At 39.9% G+C, this 23,428-nt stretch carries 17 protein-coding genes and 1 pseudogene; 10 read left to right on the top strand and 8 right to left on the bottom strand.

The genetic code is table 11. The features are described 5' to 3' along the window. Positions 1-112: 112 nt before the first annotated feature. The 8 genes and pseudogenes from AC2D3N_RS22260 (at position 113) to queG (ending at position 5,478) form a co-directional block, all read left to right on the top strand. Positions 113-511 carry a KGK domain-containing protein gene (locus AC2D3N_RS22260; RefSeq protein ID WP_484692179.1) on the top strand — a complete coding sequence of 133 codons (399 nt, stop codon included), beginning with the start codon at positions 113-115 and terminating at the stop codon, positions 509-511. Positions 512-776: 265 nt separating this feature from the next. Then, positions 777-1,265: a hypothetical protein gene (locus tag AC2D3N_RS22255; RefSeq protein ID WP_484692178.1), complete on the top strand. Its 489-nt coding sequence runs from the start codon at positions 777-779 to the stop codon at positions 1,263-1,265. Positions 1,266-1,340: 75 nt separating this feature from the next. Beyond that, positions 1,341-1,586, top strand: coding sequence for an HNH endonuclease (locus AC2D3N_RS22250; protein WP_484692177.1), 246 nt, complete (start codon positions 1,341-1,343; stop codon positions 1,584-1,586). Between the two features lie 102 nt (positions 1,587-1,688). Further along, positions 1,689-1,919, top strand: coding sequence for a hypothetical protein (locus AC2D3N_RS22245; RefSeq protein WP_484692176.1), 231 nt, complete (start codon positions 1,689-1,691; stop codon positions 1,917-1,919). A 15-nt stretch (positions 1,920-1,934) separates the two neighbouring features. Continuing rightward, positions 1,935-2,192, top strand: coding sequence for a cytotoxic translational repressor of toxin-antitoxin stability system (locus AC2D3N_RS22240; protein WP_079680422.1), 258 nt, complete (start codon positions 1,935-1,937; stop codon positions 2,190-2,192). A gap of 90 nt (positions 2,193-2,282) precedes the next feature. Then, positions 2,283-3,975: pseudogene (locus AC2D3N_RS22235) on the top strand (SpoIIE family protein phosphatase). After that, positions 3,965-4,396 carry an ATP-binding protein gene (locus AC2D3N_RS22230; protein WP_079680420.1) on the top strand — a complete coding sequence of 144 codons (432 nt, stop codon included), beginning with the start codon at positions 3,965-3,967 and terminating at the stop codon, positions 4,394-4,396. Before AC2D3N_RS22235 ends, AC2D3N_RS22230 begins: the two are co-directional and overlap by 11 nt. A gap of 152 nt (positions 4,397-4,548) precedes the next feature. Beyond that, the gene (gene queG / locus AC2D3N_RS22225; protein WP_484692175.1) at positions 4,549-5,478 is read left to right on the top strand and encodes a tRNA epoxyqueuosine(34) reductase QueG; all 930 of its coding nucleotides are present in this window, start codon (positions 4,549-4,551) and stop codon (positions 5,476-5,478) included. A gap of 29 nt (positions 5,479-5,507) precedes the next feature. On the opposite strand, the gene AC2D3N_RS22220 is transcribed toward queG, so the two are convergent. The 5 genes from AC2D3N_RS22220 to AC2D3N_RS22200 form a co-directional block, all read right to left on the bottom strand. Beyond that, positions 5,508-6,659, bottom strand: a complete 1,152-nt coding sequence (locus AC2D3N_RS22220) for a glycosyltransferase (protein ID WP_484692174.1) — start codon at positions 6,657-6,659, stop codon at positions 5,508-5,510. Between the two features lie 62 nt (positions 6,660-6,721). Beyond that, on the bottom strand, positions 6,722-8,260 hold the full coding sequence (locus tag AC2D3N_RS22215; protein WP_484692173.1) for an HlyD family secretion protein: 1,539 nt from the start codon (positions 8,258-8,260) through the stop codon (positions 6,722-6,724). Positions 8,261-8,296: 36 nt separating this feature from the next. Continuing rightward, positions 8,297-9,778 (bottom strand): zinc metalloprotease, encoded by a 1,482-nt coding sequence (locus AC2D3N_RS22210; protein ID WP_484692172.1) that lies wholly within the window; start codon positions 9,776-9,778, stop codon positions 8,297-8,299. Between the two features lie 251 nt (positions 9,779-10,029). Beyond that, complete coding sequence (locus AC2D3N_RS22205) at positions 10,030-10,476, bottom strand: type II toxin-antitoxin system VapC family toxin (RefSeq protein ID WP_484692171.1); 447 nt, start codon at positions 10,474-10,476, stop codon at positions 10,030-10,032. Further along, positions 10,476-10,763 (bottom strand): hypothetical protein, encoded by a 288-nt coding sequence (locus tag AC2D3N_RS22200; RefSeq protein WP_484692170.1) that lies wholly within the window; start codon positions 10,761-10,763, stop codon positions 10,476-10,478. Before AC2D3N_RS22200 ends, AC2D3N_RS22205 begins: the two co-directional genes overlap by 1 nt. Before the next feature lie 1,460 nt (positions 10,764-12,223). Between AC2D3N_RS22200 and AC2D3N_RS22195 the strand changes: the two genes are divergently transcribed. Then, positions 12,224-12,607 carry an endonuclease domain-containing protein gene (locus AC2D3N_RS22195; RefSeq protein WP_484692169.1) on the top strand — a complete coding sequence of 128 codons (384 nt, stop codon included), beginning with the start codon at positions 12,224-12,226 and terminating at the stop codon, positions 12,605-12,607. Between the two features lie 190 nt (positions 12,608-12,797). On the opposite strand, the gene AC2D3N_RS22190 is transcribed toward AC2D3N_RS22195, so the two are convergent. From AC2D3N_RS22190 to AC2D3N_RS22180, 3 genes are all read right to left on the bottom strand, one after another. Next, on the bottom strand, positions 12,798-13,010 hold the full coding sequence (locus tag AC2D3N_RS22190) for a hypothetical protein (protein WP_079680410.1): 213 nt from the start codon (positions 13,008-13,010) through the stop codon (positions 12,798-12,800). Between the two features lie 432 nt (positions 13,011-13,442). Next, complete coding sequence (locus AC2D3N_RS22185; RefSeq protein WP_484692168.1) at positions 13,443-20,507, bottom strand: SH3 domain-containing protein; 7,065 nt, start codon at positions 20,505-20,507, stop codon at positions 13,443-13,445. A 386-nt stretch (positions 20,508-20,893) separates the two neighbouring features. Beyond that, the gene (locus tag AC2D3N_RS22180) at positions 20,894-22,378 is read right to left on the bottom strand and encodes a mechanosensitive ion channel domain-containing protein (protein ID WP_484692167.1); all 1,485 of its coding nucleotides are present in this window, start codon (positions 22,376-22,378) and stop codon (positions 20,894-20,896) included. Between the two features lie 92 nt (positions 22,379-22,470). On the opposite strand from AC2D3N_RS22180, the gene AC2D3N_RS22175 reads away from it, so the two are divergent. After that, the gene (locus AC2D3N_RS22175) at positions 22,471-23,283 is read left to right on the top strand and encodes a sulfite exporter TauE/SafE family protein (RefSeq protein WP_484692166.1); all 813 of its coding nucleotides are present in this window, start codon (positions 22,471-22,473) and stop codon (positions 23,281-23,283) included. Positions 23,284-23,428 lie beyond the last annotated feature (145 nt).

Below are 23,428 nucleotides of genomic sequence, written 5' to 3'. Positions count from 1 at the left end.
TATAAAAACCCCGATTTCTTTGAGAATTTGGGGTTTTGGCTACACCGATTTATAATAATTTTAATGTTGACAAAATATTGTTATAACTCTAAAATAAACATATTGATATTTTATGAAGTTATTGTTAGACATGAGTGATCTAGTTGATTCAAAAAACTGTGAAGATTATGAAGTTCTGTTATTTGGAAATCATACTTGTCTTGTTGAAAAAATGAAACAAGATCTGGAGTATGCTTTGAAAGATCGTGCACAAGGTATTTTAGACTCACTTGCTAACAAACAATCTATAGATAAGAGTTATTATGACTGGTTTGGAGAAGGAAAAGAGTGTAAACTTTTAAAGTTAGGTGCGAAGGAATGGCAACCCGGAACCCTTAAAATGAAAGTTACTCTTGAATTCTGTCCAGAAGAACCTGAAGAAGATCAAGTTGATGGGGAAGAAGAAATCGACGAAATGGTAAAATCCTTAGATGATATTCGTCAAAAATTAAACCAAGAAAATCATAGTTAAATAAACCAATAGGCAATAGTTTTTATAAATATATCAAGTCTAAATGGATTGTACAACAGGACTCGCGGTGATTATTAATCTCAAAAAATATCTATATTCCCCTGTAGGGGCGAGGCGCGCCTCGCCCCTACGATGAATTGGATTTCAAACTATTTATACAATTGATTTAGACTTGCTATAGATAGAATAAGAATTATTGCCCTCTATTAGAATAATAGAATAATCAAAAAATTAATCCTTATCCCCTTAACTTTCACAAATAACCATGAATAATATAGAAAAAATTTACACTTTATATTTTGCAATTGATGATCTAACGAATATAATTTGTGGGATTATTAATACTAGAGAAAATCCCAGAAAAGTGAATGGCGATGAACTTTTTAATAAATTATTGACTAAAGCCAAAAATCAATATTCTGATTTAAACTATGATCTGGTTTGTGAAATGGGCGCAACTAATACTAAGGCAGAAAATGAGTTTGGGAGAATTGCCTCAGCCATAAATAATTCTTTAGGGAAATTAGAAAGTGATCGGAATGTACGACTGATTTATTACCTATGGTTTGCCCTGAATTTAGCATTAGTTGAATATGCTTTTACTTCTCCCACAGCTAACAGTCATAACCTATATTCTGAGATGGAAAATAGGTTAAAATTGGGTTCCGAAAAATATTTGTCATTGTCCCAATCTAATCTTGAAGATTGGCAGAATCTTGATTTGATCATTAAGTCAAAATTGGGTAATTTTTAAAGAGGGTGTTGGGAAATTAGTAGATTATGATCTATAATTAAAGAATAGAACAATAGTTGAATCATAGGTAAAACCATGAATAAAACCCCCAGAATTTTTATCCCTCCAGAAGTCAGAACCTATGTATTTGGACGGGACAATTATCAGTGTAAAAGTTGTGGTAAAAGAGAAAATGAAGCCCAATTAACTATTGATCATATTATTCCCTTGGCTAAAGGGGGAACTAACGATATTAGTAATTTACAAACCTTGTGTTTTCAATGTAATCGAAAAAAGAAAGCCGATCTTGATCCGCGTTTTAAACGGCACTTCACAAATTGAAAATTGATCCCACAAATGATAAGATAGTAGGTGCAGACTACCCAAGTCGGGATTTTAACTGTAAAAATGATAAATCCGCTTAGAAAAAAACTGCACTACTTAGTGGATCAGATCTCCGAAGAAGACTTAGGAAAAGCATGGAAATCCCTGCAAACCCTAATTTATGATACCTATATGCTCAAAGCCATTCAAGAAGCCAAGGAAAGCCTCAGACCAGGGGATTCCTTAACCTATGATGAAGCCTTAGAAATGCTGCATTTTGAGTATAATCGATCAACAACTACCCATCCAGAACATCCGACCTATCGTCCCATGCCCAAAGTGAATGAGTAAATAAATAACCCTGTTGTGACTCTCGATGTTCGCTATGGTCGTTCTTTTATCCATGACCTGATGAACTTAGAAGCATCAGCTTATTCTAGGGTCTATCATTTTGTGTTTGTCGAATTTAAAGATGTTAACAATATCAAAGATTTACCCGAACTTAAAGCTTTAGGTTCCAGTGCTATTTTTTATCGATTTACTTTAGAAAATCATTTAATCGGAATTGAAGTCACCGGTCAAATTGTTAAATTCGTCCGTATTTTACCGAAACCCCATCTATAGAGTAGGAGTATTCTTGGTTCGGGGTTTTGCACCCGTTTCTTTGATAAGATGAGTAACACCTGATCTGTTCATCTGGGAGTAGAGAATCGCATGAGTCGGGGAGATGGTCGAAAGCTGAAACTCATGGTCGTCGATGACGAACCAGACAACTTAGATTTGTTGTTTCGGACATTTCGCCGGGACTTCCAAGTGTTCAAGGCCGACAGCGCCCTCAAAGCTCTGCAAATTCTCGACGACGAGGGTGAAATGGCTGTGATTATTTCTGATCAACGAATGCCAGAAATGAACGGAAACCGAATTTCTCGGTAAAACCGTTGAACGTTTTCCAGACACCATTCGGATTCTGTTAACCGGATATACGGATGTCGAAGACCTCGTGGAAGCGATTAACTCTGGCCAAGTTTTCAAATATATCACCAAACCTTGGAATCCCGAAGAACTCAAGTCTGTAATTCAACAAGCTTCGGAAACATACAAATTCTTCAAACAAAGGACAAACACCCTGCGGCGCGCTCTGCGTCGGGAATCTCTTTATAACGATGTTGTCAGCGCCCTGCGAGAGTCCCTCGACTACTCCAGTATGCTCCAGACCATTGTTCGCACCCTGGGAGAAACCTTTAATGCCACGGGCTGCTGTATTCGCTCGGCTGAAACGGGGAAACTTTCGGCTCAAACTTTTTCCTATGGGGGAGAAACAGAGAATGTCCAAACTTGGTTATCTCAACTGGAAACCTCAATGCAAGGGGTCTTAGAAAGTCGAGAAATTGAAATTCAACAGGGGGAAAACTCTAACCCAGTTAGTCAAATCGTTTTACCCCTGACCTATCAACATGATTTATTGGCGGTTTTAGCCCTTTATCAAGAAAACAGTTCCTCTCCTTGGTCAGAGGATGATATTCAACTGTTGGAAGTCGTTTCCGAACAGGCATCCTTAGCGCTGTCCCAGGCCAAACTCTATCAACGCACGGTAGAGTTAGCCGAACAGATGCAGAACGAACTCAAGGTCGCCAGTCAAATTCAAAATAATCTCCTGCGTCAAAGTTGGCCAGAGTTTGAGACCCTGCGGGTACAAGCCTGTTGTCATCCAGCCCGGGAGGTGGGGGGAGATTTCTTTGAAGTCTTTACCCATCCCCAGGGAGATATTTGGGTCGGTTTGGGGGATGTATCGGGTAAAGGAGTTCCGGCCGCCCTATTTATGGCCAGTGCGATTTCGGTGATGCGTCGGGAACTTTCCGTGGAAACGTCCCCCGAACCCGATCAAGTCATGCAAAATCTTAATAGCATTTTGTCCGATGATTTAGTCAGTAATAATCACTTTATTACAATGGTTGTGGCTCGTTACACGCCCTCTACGGGATATTTAGCCTATGCCAATGCTGGACATATTTATCCCTTGGTTTGGTCAAGGCTGGAGAGTAACCTGGGGGAAAATCACCCGAATCCCTCTGTTCCTGTCGAACCGTTGTTTCTCAAGACCCGTGGGATTCCTTTAGGAATTCTTCCTGTCTGGAGGGGCAAAGGAGACAGTCTTACCCTCAACCCCGGTGATATCTTTTTAGTAACTAGTGATGGGATTACTGAAGCTACAGTGGTGCAAGAAACAACCGATGGCAGTCCCGCCATTCGTTCAATGTTGCAACAGGAGGGACTTTGGAAGTTACTCCAACAGCAAGAAAAACTAAATTTAGATGGCTTATTAGCCGCTATCCGAGAACATAATCCCGTTCAGGAAGATGATCAGACTATACTCTCTCTGGAGGTTTTGTTGACCGATGAAAACTGAGCTTCAAGTGCCAAGCGATATTAGGTTTTTAACCATCGTTGAAAACTGGTTATTGAGCAGTTTGGAAGTCGAACTAGGAGATCATGTGGATTGGCCCCGTCAGTCAAATCGGTTTCGCCTTGTCCTTGCAGAAGCTTACTCCAACGTCATCCGTCATGCTCACCGCGATAAACCCCATCTTCCTGTGATGGTTCGTTTAGAATTACAAGAACGAGATATTTCTTTAGAAATTTGGGATCACGGTACCGGTTATGAAATCGATAATTATAATCCGCCTAAACCAGAAGATAAACAAGAAAATGGTTATGGTTGGTTAATTATGAATCGACTAATGGATCGGGTGGATTATTCTTTACAAATTGAAGGTGGCAATTGTTTGAAATTACAAGCGAGTTTACCCGATAAAACCCCGAAAGCATAGGCGCTGATTCAATACAAACAGGAGACAGAAGGAATGGTAAATTTTCTCCTTCTGTGTCCCCATTAGTTTTTTTAAATAAATATTAATTACCCCATCAAAACCCCTTTCCCTTTCTTTGTGTCTTCGTGTCTTTGTGGTTCCTTATTGTATCTATGAATTCACCAATTAACACCAATCTAGTTAAACAAAAAGCCCTAGATTTGGGATTTCATCAAGTTGGTATTGCAGCTATCACTGAAACGGAAGAAAACCGTCAACATCTGCAATCTTGGTTAGATCAAGGATATGCGGCGGATATGGCATGGATGAATAGCCCCAAACGCCAAAATATTCGTCAGTTAATGCCAGAAGTGGCATCGGCTATTTGTGTAGCACTCAACTATTATACCCCCGATCAACAACCAGAAAATCCCGAATTGGGTAAAATTTCCCGTTATGCTCGGGGACGAGATTATCATAGGGTTTTACATAAAAAATTAAAGACTTTTTCCGAATGGTTACAACAACAAGCACCTGGAATTCAAGCCCGATATTATGCCGATACCGGGCCAATTCAAGATAAAGTTTGGGCGGAAAAAGCAGGAATTGGATGGATTTCTAAAAACAGTAATTTGATTACCACAAAATACGGATCTTGGGTATTTTTAGGGGAAATTTTAACTAATTTAACCCTCACGCCCGATCCTCCCCATACTCAACATTGTGGCACTTGTACCCGATGTTTAGAAGCCTGTCCCACGGGCGCAATTACCCAACCCTTTGTAGTCGATGCTAAACGTTGTATTGCCTATCATACCATCGAAAATCGGGCAGAAACCTTACCCGAAAATATTAGCAAAAATTTAAACGGTTGGGTCGCCGGATGTGATATTTGTCAAGAAGTTTGTCCTTGGAATCAACGTTTTTCCCAGGAAACAGACGTCATAGAATTTCAACCCTATCCTGAAAATATTGCCCCTAAATTAACCGAATTAGCCGAACTTTCTGAAACCGAATGGGATCAACGATTTCGGGCTTCTGCTTTAAGACGGATTAAACCGCAAATGTGGCGTCGGAATGCGCGAGCAAATTTGGAGCATTAAGAAAGTAGAATAATTGATCATTGAATTACTCAAATATGCACCGGAAAAATATTCATAATTTGCCTAAGATGGGATCGAAATGACTCAATTCCAAATTGTTTGATAATGTTTTTTCTTAACTGTTGAGGTTTATATAAAATAGGGTTTGGGTAAATTCCTTGCAAAATTTGTAATAGGTTTAAAGCGATCGCTTTGACATCCGTGGGATCAACTAAACAGCCTAATTCCCCCCCTAACAAGGGATCAACTGCACCATCTTGATTTCCTGCTAAAACGGGTTTACCACAGGCTAATGCTTCTAAATAAACAATTCCAAATCCCTCTCCCTGACTGGGTAAAGCAAATACATCACATAAATTGTAGTGATCACATAATTCTTGATCAGAAACAAAACCCGTTAAAGTAACATTATATTCTAAACCCAGATGTTTAATTAAATCTTTAATTCGAGGTGTATCATCTCCTTTTCCCACTAAAATATAATGGATATTGGGGAAAGATTGACGAATTAATCCTAATGCTTGTAAAATTTGATCATATCCTTTATAGCGGGCTGATTTTCCTAAGCGAGTAACACTTAAAATAATCGGTTGTTTAGCAGTTAAATTATAACGATCTAGTAAATATTCAGGTTTAGGAGCAATTTGAAACTGCGTGGGGTCAAAGGTATTCGGTACAACAATAACTGGTTTAAAATCGAGGTTTTGTTCTTGAATTAAGCGATCGCGCGTATAGTTACTAACGGCTATAATTTTATCAGCATCATGGAGAGCTTTTTGCAATTGAATAGATTTCAAATCCCAAACTTCTAACCCATGAGCAACAACCCAATAACGAACTTTAAAAAAACGTTTGAGATAATAGCAAATCCAACTATAGTTAACATGGGTACAAATAAAAATCAAGGATGGGTTTTCAATTGCTAACTGCACCATTTTGAAGGTCATCAAACAGCTTTGCAGCCACCGAGGAAAGCGTCCAAAGCTATGAAATTCAGTCTGAGGTAGAAATTGATGATTTTCAGGACAAGACCTATCATATTTTAGCAAAACTTGGTATTTTGCTTGAGGGTCAATGAGTTGTAATCCTTGCAAGAAAAAAGTAGTATAGGTTTGAATTCCCCCCTTAAACCCAAAAATATTAGGAGCTAAAAGTGTATATTGATTCTGGGATTTAATCATAACTTTGGTTAGTCTTTACAGGTCTTGTACTTTATCAACTTTGCGAATTATTAGTATTAAAACTAAAGTTTCCACCAAGGGAATAGTTTAAATATTTCTCGCTGAATCACTTGATAGACCCTCATTTGGGATGTCTGAAAATGAGCTTCCCCTTTTAATTCGGGTTGTAATTGTTCATCAATATTATTAATTAATATTTTCACATTTAAGACTTCTCTTTGAGTGGATTCATCGGATTTAATAACAGGTGAAATAGATAGGATTTTTGCAGGATATTCTTGTAATGTAGCTTGACGAGGTTTAAATGTAACAGATGAACCACTTTTAATTAAATCTCTATCTTCTTGACGAATTTCTGCTAATCCTGTTAACTGGGATAAATTCACAATATTTAAAATTTCTTTCCCCGCTTCTAAAGTTCGATTATTCAATAAGTCTAAATCAGAAGTTGTAACCGTTCCAGCTATAGTCGATTTTAGAGTTAACTGTTGTTTTTGTTCCTGTAAACGTTTTAATTCAACTTCTTGTTGAGTTACTAAGTTCTGTTGGTTGGAAATTTCAGTTAATGCCGCTTCTACTTCCTTTTGAGAGGATACACTCTCAGCCATTCTTTGTTGAACTTGGAATTGAGCTTGGTCTAAGTTCTCTTGACTTAATTGAGCGACTTCATTAATTTGCTCAGATTTAGCTTGAATCGTTTGATCTTTCTGACTTTTTAGTTCCTGAATTTGCAGAATTTGATTGCGTTTTTGATTAATTTGCTGTTGATGGGTTTTGATTTGTTGTTCTTCCTGAAGAATTTTACTTGTTAGTTCTTCAAATTCTTTTTCTGGGTTTACAAAAGCTGAAGCACCTAATACTCCTTGTTCCTTTAAAGGTTTTAGCCGATTCAGGTTACCTTCTACTATTGTTAACTGGTTTTTTAGTCCTTGGATATTAATTTTAACTTTTTCAATTTCACTTTCTATTCCTGAAATTTCATCTCCTATCCCATTAATTTGATGTTGTATTCCAGTGATTTCATTTTCAATTCCTTCCTGTTCTTCCTGAATTCCTCGAATTTTTGGTAAACCTTTTTCAGAAATAGCTCCCTTTAATTCATCTTGTCTTTTATCAAAATGTTGTTGGGCATTCGCTTCTAGGATTTTAGCAACTCCTAATTTTGATTGAGCAAGAATTAACTGCTGTTGTGCCGCACTTAACAGTGTCTTACCCTCTGCTAATTTTAGTTGAGAATCAGTAATTTGTTTTTCTAACTCTGGACTGGAAATTGTTCCTAAAATTTCCCCTGGGTTAACAACTTGATTCGGGCGCACAGAAAGCATTAAAATACCCGCTTGAGGCATTGTAATAGCCTGACGTTCTCCAACCGTTGAAGTAATAGTTGTTTCCCCACTCAGTCTAGGGTTAACTGGAATCATCCCAATACCACTAATTCCCAAAACTACAACCCCCCAAATTATCAAGGAATTAGAACTCTTAGGTGCGGGTTGAGAAACTGGAGCGGGTGCTTCTACAGGTTTGGCAACCGGAGTATCTTGAACCACAGGAGGAACAACTTTTAGACGGGGTTGGGATGGGTTTTGAGGGTGGTTAGTCATGGTGAAATCTCCGAATTTAAGGGTTAATTTTGAATGTTAACGGTCTTGGGGGAGAAAATAATAAATTGCCCAGATGAGCAACAACATTAATGATAAAATAGGAATATTCGTGAATGACCAGTCAGCAATTCTAACGAATAAAAATCCAAACACAAAGTAGATATAGACAAAACTTAAAGGGGCATAAATCGCTAAAATTAGAGCATCTTTTCCCGTCTCCTGAATTGGTTTTCTAGTGAATAAATTTTTATAAAATCCAAACGAACGACTGCGGAGATTATTAATTCCAGTGAGGGCAACCGCAAGGTAATAGCCATCAAATTTAGCCAGGGGGTTGAGGTTAAGGGCAACGGTGAACAGAGCCGCCGACATTAATAAATAGCTCAGGAAATTTAACCAGGTTCCAGGACTAGACCCGTTCCATAAAAATAGGCTAATTGCTGCTATGATTAACTGAACTAAAACCCCCGCACCGATGACAAGAACCCGTTGATATCGCTTCACTAAACAGTAACTATCGCTAGTATCTGTATAGGCGGCGGGCATGAACATAATCATCAATAGTCCAATTTGAGGAATAATGCCGCCGTAATATTTGAGGGTGAAGGCGTGTCCGAGTTCGTGCAGGGTGACAACCAACATCGTCAACAACCCAAAGGGAAGCAGCAGGGAACTGGGGGAATGGGCCAATAGTTTTTGTCCAGTTTGGAGCAGTTCACCGTGTTGGGAATACCCCATCAGGGCGGCGACGGTCAGGAATACACCCAGAAGCAGGGCAACCGGTTGAGTCCAGACCCACCGCAAACCCTTGATATGTCGGCTTAACCAGGGGTCGGGGTTGAACAGGGGAATGCGGAAAAACAACAACTGCATGGGGTTGAATTTGCGTTTCGGCGGTTGGGGCGGTGTGGTTCCCTCCAACATGGCCGTTACCGTCAGCATTTGCAGCAAATATTTAATCTGGTTTTGGGAAATACCAAATTCCGCAGCCACCGCAGCCATGGGCTGATGTCCCAGTTGGTCGATGATGGTTTTATCTTGTTCGGTGACTTGGATAAATTTGACGTCTTCCGGGTTCCGCAGAATCCAATATCCATCGGGGTGTTCTATCCACTGCACACAATCTTTCAGTTTTAAGAAGGTTTTGGAGAGAGGCTGTTTTTTAAGTAAGGTATTTAAAAGCCCCAGGTCTGGGTTCTCGCCGTTTTCTTCTTCATCCAAGGCTAATATATTGAGTTCAATCAATTTTTGTAGCAGGTTAATCACAAAATCGGGAGTTAAGGTTTCTCCAAATTCCTGTTGACAAACTTTTTGAACTTTTGTAATCGTGAATTGTCCAGTAAAATATCGCAGGGCAAAGCTTTCTTGAGATGAAAATAAATGGTGGGTTTGACCTTGTTTAGCTTTCAGGACAATTTGATTAAAATTTTTGACTTTTGCCAATTTCCAGTAGAGAGTTAAGTCTGGACAAATCCAGTCTAAACTGTTGGATTCAGGGAGAGGATTTTGAGCATTCATGATTACCTAGATGCAATAATTTATTCTATTAAACTTTTAGAGATAAGTCAAGGGTTTATTAGCTTTAATATTTATTAAAAATGAGGGCTTTGGGGAGAATGCGATCACGCCCTAAACACAAATTATTCTTAACATCTTGTCCCCCCTTATTAAGGGGGGCTAGGGGGGATCTTCTTCGAGTAATCTAAGTGGAGATCCCCCCCAACCCCCATTGAGAAGGGGAGCTTTAAGAGGTAAGCGATCGCAATACTTTATATTCTCCAGTTTTCTAGGGTCAAACTGATAACTGTTTTGATGCGGTTGAAGTCACTATCAGATGTTACTAGGGTAAGATGATAACGCCGAACAATAGCAGCTATCCAGAGATCATTTTCATCAAAACCTAATTCTGTTATTTTAGTTGTTTTTCGTTTCGTTTTTTGTTGGGGGCCAAATTCCTTGATTAAGGCAGCTTTAATTTGTCCATAGAATTTAGCGGTTTCTTGATCAATATAATAAACTCTAATATCTTCAATAAACTGGTTTATTAGAGTTAAATTTTGATCTTTATTAGTGGAATTTTCTGCCATATAAATTAGCTCACCTGCTGTAATAATAGAGGTAGCTATATTAGTTTCTCCTACCTGTTCTATGTTTTGGATAACGGCTTGGTTATTGAGGAGAATAAGGCTACAATGATTGGTGTCTAAAAGATACATTATTCAAAAGGATTAATATGTTTATTGACCAATACTTTTCCTCTGGTTTGATTAACTAAATTAAGGCAGTTTTGTAAGTCATCACCAACCCACTGACCAGCGTGTCGCAATACCGACTGACCAGAAGCGGGTTTGTAAGAAATATTTTCTGGTGATGGATAATCAATATTTTTAGCGTTTTCTTTTTGTTTAATAAATTCAACAAATTCAGCTATTATCTTGAGGTTATCTGCCGAAATTTTTAAAAGACTTTGCTCGATGTGCTTTCGCAATTCAATAGTATTCATTATTTTTAATAAATTGATATATAAATTATCTCAATTATATATTGATTGAGATAATTTGTCAATTCTTTTTGTTATCCATAGTTGGCTTTGAATAAATAGAATGCGATCGCCCTCTTTAACACAAATTACCATCAACATCTTATCCCTCCTCAACTTAACCTATAATTCCTCCTAACATCTTGTCCCCCCCTTTTTAAGGGGGGCTAGGGGGGATCTTCTTCGGGTAATCTAGGTGGAGATCCCCCCAAACCCCCCTTGAGAAAGGGGGCTTTAAGAAAATGCGATCGCCCTTTTAACACAAATTACCATCAACATCTTATCCCTCCTCAACTTAACCTATAATTCCTCCTAACATCTTGTCCCCCCCTTTTTTAGGGGGGCTAGGGGGGATCTTCTTCGGATAATATAAGTGAAGATCCCCCCAACCCCCATTGAGAAGGGGGGCTTTAAGAGGTAAGCGATCGCTCTCTTTAACACAAATTACTCTTAATATCTTATTCCCTCCTCAACTTAACCTATAATTCCTCCTAACATCTTGTCCCCCCTTTTTAAGGGGGGCTAGGGGGGATCTTCTTCGGATAATCTAGGTGGAGATCCCCCCCAACCCATTGAGAAGGGGGGCTTTAAGAAAATGCGATCGCTCTTTTTTAACACAAATTGCCATAACATCCTATTCTCTCCTCAACTTAACCTATAATTCCTCCTAACATCTTGTCCCCCCTTTTTAAGGGGGGCTAGGGGGGATCTTCTTCGGGTAATATAGGTGGAGATCCCCCAAACCCCCCTTGAGAAAGGGGGCTTTAAGAAAATGCGATCGCCCTCTTTAACACAAATTACCATCAACATCCTATTCCCTCCTCAACTTAACCTATAATTCCTCCTAACATCTTGTCCCCCCCTTTTTAAGGGGGGCTAGGGGGGATCTTCTTCGGATAATATAAGTGAAGATCCCCCCAACCCCCCTTGAGAAGGGGGGCTTTAAGAGGTAAGCGATCGCCCTTTTTAACACAAATTACTCTTAACATCTTATTCCCTCCTCAACTTAACCTATAATTCCTCCTAACATCTTGTCCCCCACTTTTTAAGGGGGGCTAGGGGGGATCTTCTTCGGGTAATCTAGGTGGAGATCCCCCCAAACCCCCCTTGAGAAGGGGGGCTTTAAGAGGTAAGCGATCGCTCTCTTTAACACAAATTGCCATCAACATCTTATCCCTCCTCAACTTAACCTATAATTCCTCCTAACATCTTGTCCCCCCCTTTTTAAGGGGGCTAGGGGGGATCTTCTTCGAGTAATATAAGTGGATATCCCCCCAAACCCCCCTTGAGAAGGGGGGCTTTAAGAGGTAAGCGATCGCTCTCTTTAACACAAATTTCCATCAACATCTTATTCCCTCCTCAACTTAACCTATAATTCCTCCTAACATCTTATCCCCCCCTTTTTTAAGGGGGCTAGGGGGATCATGCCCAGATTCAATAACTCCAACTTCCATCTTCCTTATAATTCTAAACTGACACCCATTGCTCAACAACTGCGACAAAATGCCACCCCAGCAGAACGTAAACTTTGGCAAGATTTTTTGAGACATTTTCCGTTTCGGGTGTTGAGACAAAGACCCATTGATAATTTTATCGTTGATTTTTATTGTGCTGCTTTGAAATTGGTCATTGAGATAGATGGGGATAGTCATTTTACGGAACAGGGTAAACAATATGATGCAGAAAGAACTGTGATTTTAGAGGGGTATGGATTGAAAGTTGTTAGGTTTACGAATGTTGAGGTGTTGCAGAGTTTTGAGGGGGTTTGTGGGGAGTTGTTGGGTTTGATCCCCCCTAACCCCCCTTAAAAAGGGGGGGATAAGAGTGGAGTATGATCGCTCTGATTTGAGAAAAAGATATCAATAAAAAGCAGTGATGGATCGAAAGAGTTTTCTGCCAAAAGTCTCAAGATATCTTCAACTTTGGGTTGTAGCTCTGGGTGTTTACGGATGAGGGCTTTGTAGGCACGTTTAAAATATGAAGTAAAAGTGATAGTTTTCAACGGTTTAGCTCCGCGATCGCTTCATCAACTGTACCTCTAAAGATGTTTCCAGATTGATAGTCCTGTTTTCCTTGTGCAATGTTAGCGGCAATTTCGGTGCGACGGCGATCACTAAGTCTTCGGTGCATAATGACAAGCAGAGCGGTTTGTTCGTCTATAGACAAGGTTTCGATCGCGTCTAAAATGCTGTCAAATGTTAAAGTTTGCATGGTTAGTTAGATTGGGAGGCTTAGATAGCTTTGTCTCATTTTACTTCTGATTTGAGAAAAATAAATATATAAAATGCGTCGCATCGCAGTGCTGGCTAAACCTACTGTTAATCTTGTGGCAGATTTAGGGATGAAACGATTGACAATAAGCAAGTATTCCATGATAAAAACCCTCCGAGATTGTTAGAAGAAATGATCAGGAAAAACAACTAATTTGAGCAATATGTTGAGGTGAATGTAGAGCGATCGCCCTTCCCATCCCCAACCCAACGCTCGCTTAGGGCGGCTTAGAAACCGGGTTTTTGCAGAAGATATCGGTTAAGAGGGAAAGGTTATCTGAAAAACCCGGTTTCTTTTGTTTGGGGGCGATAGCTTTTTTGATTTATTCCAAAGGGACGAATGCTTTTGACATAAAATTTGCCATGCAAACGATCAGGCGATTCGGATAAATCCAGCTACATTTGACATTTTTTGTGTTTTATTGTCTGTTCTAGGGTTGGGATCGTTGCCTACGTTACCTTCAGAAGTCTCAATGACATCACTTCCAGGCGTATATTTCCTCACAATACCAATGTGATTTGTGTCTCCGGGAACATGAGGCCAGTCAAAAATCAGTATGTCTCCAGGCTGGGGTGTAATACTTCCTTTTTCATACCAGTAACCCTGCTTCTTAGCCCAATATTTCCACGACTCGACTAAAGCCATCGTTGCCCAAAAACCTTCGGGCTGATCTGGAATTTGAAATCCAGCTTGTCGGCAACAATAAGTTACAAATGCAGCGCACCAGTCGTAGAACACTGGAGCAGTACCAATCTGCCCTAGTTTTTGCATTGGTTGGCGCAAAGGCTGGAGATATTTTTCAGCTTCGTTATTAGAGTTAATCCATGCAAGCTTTTTAACCGCTTCCTGCTCAGCAAACTTAGCAAGATCAGCTAACTTCCCTTTCTGAGTTGGAGTCGGTGTTGGAGTTGGTGTCGCATTGCCTACTGACAAGTAAGCACCAGCAATGTAGGCTGTTTTGCCATTAACGATGACTTCATACCAGTCGGTACGACCGTTATCATAAGAACTACCAGTCACCTTCCTCAGCACTTGTACAGTAGTTCCGTTATTCAGTGTCGTAATAGCAGCTTGGGCTGTAGATGCTGATGGACGGACATTGACATATCCTATTGGAGAACTAACTTTACCTGTCTGAGTCGGTGTTGGTGTCGGTGTTGGTGTTGGTGTCGGTGTCGCATTGCCTACTGATAAATAAGCACCAGCAATGTAGGCTGTTTTGCCATTAACGATGACTTCATACCAGTCAGTACGACCGTTATCATAAGAACTACCAGTCACCTTCCTCAGCACTTGTACAGTAGTTCCGTTATTCAGTGTCGTAATAGCAGCTTGAGCCGTAGATGCTGATGGACGGACATTGACATATCCTATTGGAGAACTAACTTTACCTGTCTGAGTCGGTGTTGGTGTCGGTGTTGGTGTTGGTGTCGGTGTCGCATTGCCTACTGATAAATAAGCACCAGCAATGTAGGCTGTTTTGCCATTAACGATGACTTCATACCAGTCAGTACGACCGTTATCATAAGAACTACCAGTCACCTTCCTCAGCACTTGTACAGTAGTTCCGTTATTCAGTGTCGTAATAGCAGCTTGAGCCGTAGATGCTGATGGACGGACATTGACATATCCTATTGGAGAACTAACTTTACCTGTCTGAGTCGGTGTTGGTGTCGGTGTTGGTGTTGGTGTCGGTGTCGCATTGCCTACTGATAAATAAGCACCAGCAATGTAGGCTGTTTTGCCATTAACGATGACTTCATACCAGTCGGTACGACCGTTATCATAAGAACTACCAGTCACCTTCCTCAGCACTTGTACAGTAGTTCCGTTATTCAGTGTCGTAATAGCAGCTTGAGCCGTAGATGCTGATGGACGGACATTGACATATCCTATTGGAGAACTAACTTTACCTGTCTGAGTCGGTGTTGGTGTCGGTGTTGGTGTTGGTGTCGGTGTCGCATTGCCTACTGATAAATAAGCACCAGCAATGTAGGCTGTTTTGCCATTAACGATGACTTCATACCAGTCGGTACGACCGTTATCATAAGAACTACCAGTCACCTTCCTCAGCACTTGTACAGTAGTTCCGTTATTCAGTGTCGTAATAGCAGCTTGAGCCGTAGATGCTGATGGACGGACATTGACATATCCTATTGGAGAACTAACTTGACCTGTTTGACTTGACGCTAGTGTCACCGAAGTCGCCGTCCCAGTCTGATAACTGACAGGCAGATAAACGGATTGACCGACTTGCAATTGCCGCGCTTCGGCATCAGTAAAGGTTCCACCGGTGGGAGTTTTCATAATCTCTCGCCAACGATTAGCATTACCTAATTCCCGTTGAGCAATAGCTGATAGGGTATCACCAGGCTTAATAATGTACTGGCGACTTTGCCCTGGTGTCCCTGGAGGCGCAGAATATGAATTAGTGCGAGCATTTTCTAGTTGAACAAACGACACACCAGCATATTGAGCCGGAGTTAAGATGCGTTCCTTAATCCAACTGCCAGTAGGCCAGTTTGCTTCAGTAATCCGAACCCGCCCATCTGGATAAACTTCTTCCAAAAAGGCAACGTGACCGACAGATCCAGCCCCTTTAGTATTCGGTGGCCAAACTACTAAACCCCGCGCCCCCTGAGTTGGTGTGGAAGTAACGGGCAAACCTACCTTCAAAGCATCGTTTTTCCACGCCCCAGCATTGCCCCGGAATAAAGCATTATTCTTAATAGCTGCTGGTAACAATCCAGTCTCTAGCATCCGACCGTAGGCATACCAGGTACATTGGCCAATCCAGTTGTACGCAAACGGGTTTACTGGCCCACTTCGATAGTTAGGTGAATTGGAATTAATAGGAATTTGAGGGATAGGCTGAGGTTGTGGCTGGGGTTGTGGCTGGGGTTGTGGCTGGGGTTGTGGTTGTGGCTGGGGTTGTGGTTGAGGTTGGGGTGCGGGTGCTGATACCTGTCGAGGAATCTGTATTCTCTGACCTGGATAAATGAAGTTGGCGTTAGCAATTCCGTTGTTCTGAGCAATAAAGTTGTAGTACGTTGCTGAACCACTACCCATTGTTCGTAAAGCGATCGCACTGAGGGTATCTCCTGATTGAATAGTGTAGGAATCCCACTCATAGTATTTCCCTAGGAACGCAGTTGCAACAGCCCTTTCTGTAGCGATTACTTTCCCTTCTCCACTCCAAGTATCAGGAATTAGGGTCGCCAATACGTCATACTCTTTTCCTGTTGTTACCTTCGCCAACTGTACCGCCGCCGCAATATTCAGTAACCCGGCTCCGGTTTCCTGATCGAAACCCGTTACACCTAAATCCGTTGCCGTATTCTTAATAATCTCAATCACCTGACGATAACTTAACTCAGGATTTGCCGCCCAAACTTGCGAAACAGCACCCGTGACTTTCGCCGTCGCCACCGAAGTCCCGGCCATCGTACCAACTCCATCACCAGTCGTGGACAACACTGGATTTTCCACTGTCCCCCCATCGGCCATGATATCTAATCCGCGGCCGTAACTGGAATAGTCCGCGCGATCATAAGCTTTAGAAAGGGCAATTTGATCATTGATTCGTTGCGCCGCCCCAACGGTAATAATATTGTCAAATTCCTGGGAAGCTTGACCCAAAACAGACATGACATCCCCATCATTACCCGACGCCGCTACAATTAATACCCCATTCTGCCGAGCATATTCAATCGCCGCTCGTTCTTGTGGGGTTAATTCATAACGAGTGGTGACACTTCCATCGGGATTAATTTGGGTTAAATCTAAACTTAAATTAACCACAGCATTCGGTTGTCCTGATGCTTTAGCCGCATCCACAAATTCCACTAAAGATTCTGCCCATTTTCCTGAACCAATTGCCCGTCCAGCCCAAATTGGAGCGTTATCATTAATCCCATCAATACCAATGCCGTTATTTTGTTGGGCGGCAATAATTCCTAATACATGAGTTCCATGTTCGTTGCCTTCTCCCGCCGCTAAAGTGGGGTCAGCATCGCCATCAACTTTATCGCTTCCCCAGGTAATTCGAGTATAGTCAATATCAGGATTATTTCCACTAAATCCAGTATCAATGACTCCAACTAAAGGTTGCTTTTCTGTAGCAAATTCAAATTGTACAGGGGGTTCGACGGGGGTAGGAATTGGGGGTTGAGTTCCTAATTTTGCCTCTAGTTTTTCGATTAATTGTAAGGCGGTAGAATTGAGGCTGGTAGAGGGTTTGTTTTGCAGTTGAGTGGTTAATTGTTCTAAGCGGGTAATCAGGGTTTGATTAACGGGTTGCTCCGATAGGGTTTGATGGCGTAATTGTTGGGTGAGATTTTCGAGTCGATCTACCAATGGATTATTCGGTTCTTGTGGAATAATCGGCGTAATTTTTATTTCTGTTGTTTGGATATTATTCTGAGTAATATTAAGCGGTACAATCGGATTATTGTCGCTAGATATTTCTTCAGGATTATTAATGGTTTCCGTCGGATATTCAGGGGTTTCTACTTTGGTTAATGTATCATTTTGTTCACTTCCTATAACAATCGGTTCTGTTTCTTCAATTAAATCTTGATTGTCTTCAGCAACAATAACTTCCGGTTCTGTTTCTGATTCTGGGTTAGTTTCAGCAACAACAACTCCGGGTTCTGTTTCAGATTCTGGGTTGGTTTCAGCAACAATAGCTTCGGGTTCTGTTTCTGATTCTGGATTATTTTCAGCAACAATAACTTCTATTTCAGGTTCAGGTTCAGAAGTAGTTTCAGCAACAATAACTTCAGGTTCTGTTTCTGATTCTGGGTTATTTTCAGCAACAATAACTTCAGGTTCTGTTTCTGATTCTGGATTATTTTCAGCAACAATAGCTTCAGGTTCTGTTTCTGATTCTGGATTATTTTCAGCAACAATAACTTCAGGTTCTGTTTCTGATTCTGGATTATTTTCAGCAACAATAACTTCAGGTTCTGTTTCTGATTCTGGGTTAGTTTCAGCAACAATAACTTCGGGTTCTGTTTCTGATTCTGGGTTAGTTTCAGCAACAATAACTTCGGGTTCTGTTTCTGATTCTGGGTTAGTTTCAGCAACAATAACTTCGGGTTCTGTTTCTGATTCTGGGTTAGTTTCAGCAACAATAACTTCGGGTTCTGTTTCTGATTCTGGGTTAGTTTCAGCAACAATAACTTCGGGTTCTGTTTCTAGTCCAGAGTTATTTTCAGCAACAATAACTTCAGGTTCTGTTTCTGATTCTGGGTTATTTTCAGCAACAATAACTTCGGGTTCTGTTTCTAATTCAGGAGTAGTTTCAGCAACAATAACTTCTGATTCTGTTTCTGATTCAGGAGTAGTTTCAGCAACAATAACTTCTGATTCTGTTTCTGATTCAGGAGTAGTTTCAGCAACAATAACTTCTGATTCTGTTTCTGATTCAGGAGTAGTTTCAGCAACAATAACTTCTGATTCTGTTTCTGATTCAGGAGTAGTTTCAGCAACAATAACTTCTGATTCTGTTTCTAATTCAGGAATCGTTTCCGCAACAACAACTTCGGGTTCTGTTTCTAGTTCAGGAGTGGTTTCAGCAACAATAACTTCGGGTTCTGCTTCAGATTCAGGAATCGTTTCAGCAACAATAACTTCGGGTTCTGCTTCAGATTCAGGAATCGTTTCCGCAACAATAACTTCAGGTTCTGTTTCTAGTTCAGGAGTCGTTTCAGCAACAATAACTTCAGGTTCTGTTTCTAGTTCAGGGTTGGTTTCAGCAACAACAACTTCGGGTTCTGTTTCTGGTTCAAAATCGAAATCATCTGCGAGTAAACCATCGAGTTCATCGAGTAACGAAGCGAGATCATCTTCAATTTCTGGAAGCGGATCTTCTGGGGTAATATAAGGTTTAGCATAAGCAATTAACCCTTCACCTAAATCGGAAGTTCGCCAGTCTTTTGCCGGGTTGATAACTTCATCTAAATGAACCGCTTTTCCTGTTGCTCCTCTGACTTGAAAAATAATATCATTGTAGTCTTTATCCGTATTCGCATCTACTCGTAAATCCTCCATCACGAAGGTATTTCCATCGCCAGTCACATCAGCAATTTGTCCGACATTAAATCCATCTTCAGGATTAGCTGTTGCGAGGGAAAATAGAGGACGCAGCGCACCTTGTACATCAGGATTGTTAAAAACTTGGGCTACTTTTCCATTGGGAACTAACATAATCGCAAACTGATCTCCAGCTTGCATATTGAAAGTTTTTACACCCTGATATTCTCCTTGGTTCCAATCAACTTCGTTCGATAATTTTCCACTGAATTTAGCTCCTTCAGTAGCATCAGAAATCACAATATAACCCAATTCTGAGTTACTTAAAGCTCGACTCGCGGCTTCTTGAATAAAGTCCGATGAACCAGGTTCAAATTGTTCCATCCCCTCTAAACTAAAGATGGCTAATTGTCCTTTATATTTCCCCCCATCAAATAGATAATCAATTCCAACTTTTCCGGTTTCGTCAACGGTAAACACGCCAGAATCAAATTTAAAGTTAGGTGTTGAGGTAGCGATCGCATCTACTACATCAACTTCACTCACTGCATCTATTTGTTCAGTTGGTATTATTTCTGTTGCGGGTTCTCCCTCGACTTCTGAAGTAGTTAGATGATCGGATTCTAACTCAGATTCGGGTTCAATTTGTTGATCATTAACCTCAGTTTGAGATTGTAATTCAGCTTCATTTAGGATTGATAATTCTTCAGATTGTTCGGTTTCCTCTAAAGTATTGACATCCTGGGTTTCTGTGTTAATATCGGGAGATAATTCTTCAAAATCCTTAGATTCCTCTAAAGAATTTGCAGCAACTTGATCTGGATCTAATTCTGAAATACTGTTATTAGTTTGATCAACTTGGGAAACTGAATCAGCCGTTGTTTCTTCAGCAACTGTATCGGTTAAGTTTAAGGATGTTTCAATATCTGGATTTTCAGGAATATTGGTTTCTTCAGTAACTTCAGCAACGGGATTAAAGTCTTGAGTTTCTAATAGTTTTGGATCGGTTTCAGCTACATTTTCCGAGTTTTGAGGATCTTCTGGAGAGGGTGTATCAAGGGTATCTAAATCTTCCCCAACTAAGTCCTGACTCCCATCAGTAATATCTGGGTCTGAGTCTAAATGAGTAACAAAAGCTATTTCTTCTAAGTCGTCATCCGCTAAGATATCTGGGATTTCCTGCGGGTGTATCGCTAAATCTTCACCGCCATCTGTAACATCCCCTTCGTCTACTGAGATCTCGAATTCATCATCTAGGGGTGTTACCAGGTCTACATTAACCGGATCAGGTGTATCGTCCCCACCATCGATAAAACCACTAGGTGTCAGAATCGGTTCAAGGATAAAAGACTGCTGATGCTGCGGAGCACGAGAACCAAAAAAGCCTTTTCGGGAAGCCATAGATACACCTGAAAGATGAGAATAAGCAAAAAACCAGGGATTTAGTTCCAAAAAGCCTTACTTGAAGGCGTTTTAGTTAAAAGATAAGCCTGATTTAAACTATCTTCTAATCTAAGTCAGTAACATTAATTTTGTCAAGCTTTTTCTTATATAAGTTATATCTATCTTCCCACACGAGTCCATCAAAGGATCTTCTACAGTGCTACGCATTACACACTCCAAAATCCTGAAACTCATTCACGGCTTACTTTTCCGGTGTTTCCCCTGGTGCTATGAAGCAGCCGAAAAAGAAAGCGATCACTCCTTCGCAAAAAACAATAACCGCGAAATATTTACGCTGTAGACGCAGGAAATTATCTAAAAATTGATTAATATTATTGTTACTTTTAAATTCCAAATAATGCTTTCATTCGTTCTCTTATCCAGACCAGAGGATTAATCTCTAAATCTTCTTCTTCCCCCAATACTCCCATTTCTCTTAATAGTTGTTGACGTTCAACTAATTCCTGTTTGCGTTCAACTAATTTTTCTGCAATTTGATCCGCGACTTGCGGATATTTAGATAAAAAATAGTGAAATACATTGCGATCAACCACAAATAAAATGGTTGTTTCTAGGGTTCTAACCGCCGCTGTGCGGGGGATTCCCATAATTAAAGCTAGTTCTCCAAAGAAGTCCCCAGCTTGTAAATTTCTAATCTGTTTATCGAGTTTTTCTGATATAATTTCTACAGAACCTGAAAGAATAATATGGAACGCATCCCCCGGATCTCCTTCATGGAAAATAAACGCTCCAGGAACAATAGTTTCTCGATACCCTTGTTCAATTAATCCTAATATTTCCAGTTCGGTTAACTGTTCAAAATAAACAACTTTTCTTAATAAATCTCGCAGGGATATATGATTAATAGATTCCAGTTCTAAACCTTGAGAATTTTCAATAGTTTGAATCGGAAAAGATGGGGTTTCAACCGGAGAATTAACAACAGTTTGATCGGGGTTAAAAATCATTCTTAGGTCTTCGGGATTTTTAATCCATAAATCTCTTTGGGGTAGAGGAATAGTAATATTGTTTTTTTTAAAAGCATTTTCAATCATATAGTTTAAGGCACTTTGAATCGGAAGTCTAGCTTTGGGTTGATCAATCCAAACTAAGAGTTCAAAGTTAATACAATCATCTCCAAAATTTCTTAACCAAACTTGAGGAGCCGGATAGGATAAAACTCTGGATTCTTGACGAGCAACGGTTAATAAAACTTCTGTCACTAACACCGGATCACTTCCGTAAGCGACGGGGATTTTAATATGAATTCGACTATTAATATTTCCATAACTCCAGTTAATAATATTGGCATTGACTAAACTTTGATTGGGGACAATAATTGAGATTCCATCATTAGTTAAAATGGTTGTAGCGCGAATTGATATTTTTTTAATATTGCCTTCTAAATCATCAATTTCAATATAATCTCCTACTTTGACCGGACGTTCAATTAGTAGGATTAATCCACTGACAAAATTCTGGAATAATCCTTGAAATCCTAAACCAATTCCAATCCCTAAACCCCCGGCTAAGAAGGTTAAAGATCGAATATCTAAACCGCAGGCTTGAGGAACAATAATAAACCCTAATGCAATTACAAAATAATAAAAAATTGTGGCGATCGCTTCTCGACTTCCTTCATCAAATCCCCATTTAATCAATAATTTATCCCGCAGCCAGTTTGTCACCAATCGCGCCAAGAAAATTACGACTAATAGTGATATAATTACCGTAATAATTAGACTTACCGAAATCGTGATTTCGCCGATTCTAATGGGTTGGGTGAAAATCGTATATAAAAATTGTATAATTTTCTGAATAATGATCATGGTAGGGAATAGGAAATAGGATTACACCTAAAGTAAATTCTATAGCCAGATTTTCATTATAATCGATAGGAACCCTATTAATTACAATAAATATGACTACATTTCAATTAATTATTTTAGCTGGTGGGGGATTGATTGCTGGGATTTTAGCGGGATTTTTAGGAATTGGGGGCGGGACGGTTTTAGTTCCTTTATTAGTAGCCTTAGGATATACACCTGTTCAAGCGGTCGCAACCAGTAGTTTATCCATTGTGATTACGGCTATTTCTGGAAGTTTTCAAAATTGGCGGATGGGATATCTGAGTTTAAATAAAGTAATTGGTATAGGATTTCCTTCGGTATTAACGGCACAAATTGGGGTATTTTTGGCGGGAATATTTTCCTCAAGATTATTATTATTTTTATTTGGCTGTTTATTATTATTAAATGTTTATTTAGTAGAAGTTCGTAAACAAATAATAGCTAAGAAAAAACAACGGGAAGAACAACAAACCTCTGAATCTACTATAAATTCTGAGGATAATATGCCATTTAATCCGGTTTTCTCTCGAATTTTAACCGGAAGTTCCGCCGGAATTTTAGCCGGATTATTTGGCGTGGGTGGAGGAATTATTATGGTTCCTTTGCAAATATTGTTATTAGGAGAAACCATTAAAGTTGCGATTCAAACCAGTTTAGGAGTGATTATGATTACAGCTATTTCTGCTTGTGTTGGACACGCAACTCAAGGGAATGTATTATGGATTCCAGGAATTATTTTAGGGTTAGGAGGATTATTCGGAGCGCAAATTAGCACCCGATTTTTACCCAAATTATCCGATCAAACCGTGACTCTAATGTTTAGAATATTTTTAATTATTCTCTCAATTTATATCTTTAGACAAGCCTATATACAATCTTCGTAGTCACCCCTTCAGGGGTGTTTCATAACTCTGGAAAAACACCACAAAAACCAATATGAATCTAGTTATTAACGCTACAGATGATCCCCCATAAACCCCCTTAAAAAAGGGGGAATAAGTTGCACTGTTAAAGAGAATCATTTTTTTT

The sequence above is a fragment of the Planktothrix sp. PLAVEN19ND genome (genome assembly GCF_057220675.1).
Note: the sequence above shows the minus strand (reverse complement) of the source record. Positions and strands in the feature narration are given on the sequence as shown.